At 43.5% G+C, this 3,113-nt stretch carries 3 protein-coding genes; 1 reads left to right on the top strand and 2 read right to left on the bottom strand.

The features are described 5' to 3' along the window. Positions 1 to 331: 331 nt before the first annotated feature. Both IQ242_RS20855 and crtE read right to left on the bottom strand, forming a co-directional pair. Entirely contained in the window at positions 332 to 784 is a 453-nt protein-coding gene (locus IQ242_RS20855; RefSeq protein WP_002768327.1) for a divergent PAP2 family protein, read from the bottom strand. Between the two features lie 17 nt (positions 785 to 801). Further along, entirely contained in the window at positions 802 to 1,731 is a 930-nt protein-coding gene (gene crtE / locus IQ242_RS20860) for a geranylgeranyl diphosphate synthase CrtE (RefSeq protein WP_193961265.1), read from the bottom strand. A 413-nt stretch (positions 1,732 to 2,144) separates the two neighbouring features. Between crtE and IQ242_RS20865 the strand changes: the two genes are divergently transcribed. Beyond that, positions 2,145 to 3,113 (top strand): serine/threonine-protein kinase (locus IQ242_RS20865; protein WP_193961266.1); only part of this gene is annotated, 969 nt, incomplete at its 3' end.

The following is a 3,113-nucleotide window of genomic DNA, read 5'->3' on the forward strand; positions in this document are numbered from 1 at the left end:
AGTCTAAAAGTCTTACCCAACAAGGTTTTTAGATTTATTCAGCCAACCCTATTTAGACCATGTAGCTGAATACTGGAGCGATGCTTGTGCCAATTTACCCAGTCATCAGCACTTTGTTGCGTGGATTCCGGCAACTTTGATTCCTTTTTGCCTCTATCTCAAACATTGCTGCTGATGCGTTTCAAATTTGAATTGGCGTACCAAGATTGGCCATCTCAAAACTTTGAAAACCGCGAAAGCCTTCAATTTTTTTTAGGGATTGTAACATGAGTGATTACCCCAGATTTTAGTTATTAAATCTAGTTTATCTCAACCCCAGAAAACACCTCAATTAACGACAGAGCATCACGATGGCGATACCGATACCCAAACTTAAACCGACCAGCACTTGAAAAGGAGTATGACCAATTAATTCCTTTAAACGTTCCTCGTTAAATTCCTTGCCCCCCTGGAACATTTCATCGATAATTTGATTGAGAATCCGGGCCTGTTTTCCTGCTGCCTGACGCACCCCGGCCGCATCATACATAACAATAATCGCAAAAAGCGCAGCGATGGCAAATTCGGGACTAGACCAACCCATCTGTAATCCTACCCCAGTAGCCAAAGCCCCCACCAGCGCCGAGTGAGCGCTAGGCATTCCCCCCGACGAGACTAGATAGCGCAGACTCACCTTACCATCACGGATTAACTCAATCAGCGCTTTTAGTCCCTGGGCAGTGAAACAAGCTAAAAGAGAGATTAGCAGTATTTGATTGTGTAACACCTGCTGGAAGTCCTGCATAATCTCATTCGTTTAATTTAATTTTTACGATTAACAATATACTCGGCGATGGCCCGTAAAGGTTCAGCGGCCTCATCGTAGCCACTCAATTCATTGATGGCACTATCTATTAACTGTTGAGCTTGCTGGCGGGACCCCTCTATCCCCCAGAGACTGGGATAGGTGGCTTTTTGTGCCTGTAGGTCTTTACCGGCGGTTTTACCCAATTCCTCCTTTGTCGCCGTGATATCGAGAACATCATCGATAATTTGGAAAGCCAAGCCAATATTTTGGGCATAACGGGCTAATTTAGCTATATCTTCCCCTTTTGCCCCCGCTAAAACTGCCCCCGACACCACAGAAGTCTCCAACAGGGCCCCGGTTTTCTGAGTATGGATAAAACCGAGAGTTTCTGCCGAAATATCCGGTTTTCCTTCGGATTCCAAGTCTAAAACCTGACCTCCCACTAAACCCGCTGCCCCGACCGTGCGACCTAAACGGGCAATTACCTCTAAAATCTGTAGGGGAGGTACATTAAGAGTCTGGGTAGCCACATACTCGAAAGCATAGGCCAGGAGACCATCCCCAGCTAAAATAGCGATATCTTCGCCAAAAACCTTATGATTGGTTAATTTCCCGCGTCGGTAATCATCGTTATCCATGGCGGGTAAATCGTCATGAATTAATGACATAGTGTGAATCATTTCTAGGGCGCAAGCGGTGGGTAAAGCCATCTCTAGGGAACCCCCCATCAATTCACAGGTAGCCAGACATAAAATCGGCCGCAGACGTTTGCCACCGGCGAGGAGAGAATAGCGCATCGCCTCGTAGATTTTGGCGGGATTGCCGATAACTAAAGAGCTATCCAAAGCTGACTCGACCATTAACCGCTTTTCCTCCAGATAGGAAGCCAGAGAAAAGCTCTCGTTTTTCCTCACTTCTACTCCTCGTTCGCCCCTAGTAACCATGTCTTTTTGTCTTGAACCGACTGCTTTTAAAACTATATCAGGAAACTCCCCCTCGATCGGAATTAAACTGACTGCTCCCTTGTCCCCTAAGCTGTTGACTGTCTAAATTACGCCTTCAGACTGCATGGGAGTGCCAGAATTGACATTCTGAACTTTTGTACTACATTTTCCCAGACGGAGAGGGTCTAATTTTCTTTTCTGATGCCTATTTTCTCTTTTAACCTGAAAAAATACCTCCCTCAGCAGCCCAGTGCAAGGATTAGCGAAAAACGGGCGATATAATTGAATTTCGCCGCAGTTATCATCAGAGATGCTAAAGTTTTGATGATTCGGTCAAACTTCCGTTTTCTTAGCTTGCAGTTTAGAAATTTCTCGATTAGTCTAGAATTAGGATTCTCCTAGGAATATATTGTATGCTGCCAGGGCAAATTTTAGGCGATCGATACCAAATTCAAAGTCAGTTAGGTAAACAAACTGGAAGACGCACTTTTCTCGCCCAAGATCTAAAAACGGGCGCTACTGTCGTCGTCAAATTATTAATCTTCAGTCCCGATTTTGAATGGACAGATTTAAAACTCTTTCAACGGGAAGCTGAAACTCTTAAACATCTAGATTGTCGCTCGATTCCTGAATATATCGACTATTTTGAAGTTCGCACCGATACCTATCAAGGTTTTGCCCTTGTTCAGAGTTATATCGAGGCTAAATCTCTCAAGGAACAGATAGAAAATGGCCGCAAATTTAGTGAAGCCGACCTGCAAGAATTAGCTAAATCTATCCTAGGTATTTTAATTTATCTCCATGGACTTAACCCGCCAATTATCCACCGAGATTTGAAACCTAGTAATATCTTATTAAAAGATCGAACTGGTCATAGTATCGGCAATGTTTATTTAATTGATTTTGGTTCTGTCCAGACTGTTGCCAAACAGGAACAGGCCACTTTAACTATCGTCGGAACCTACGGTTATATGCCCCCCGAACAATTCGGTGGTCGCACCGTTGCCGCTTCTGATTTATACAGTTTAGGAGCGACTTTAATCTATCTAGCTACAGGCATTCATCCCGCCGATTTACCCCAAAAAGATGGCAAAATTCAATTAAATAATTTAGCCAATTTAAGCCCTGCTTTTGTTCATTGGTTAGGGCAGTTAATCGAACCTAGTCTCGAAAAAAGGTTTGTTTCAGCACAGGCGGCAAATCAAGCTTTAAATACTCTCCACGAAATGCAATTAACTTACTCTAACCTTGAAAAACCCGCCAAGAGTCGGGTACAATTGCAAAAAAACGAGGAGAAAATTAAAATATTTTTACCCCCCGAAGGTTTTACCCGTAAATTAATTTATCTTGGAACCTTTGCCATCGCTTGGAACGCTTTTTTA

Origin of the sequence: Microcystis sp. LEGE 08355, from assembly GCF_015207185.1 — a bacterium.
In the GTDB taxonomy this organism is placed as follows: domain Bacteria; phylum Cyanobacteriota; class Cyanobacteriia; order Cyanobacteriales; family Microcystaceae; genus Microcystis; species Microcystis panniformis.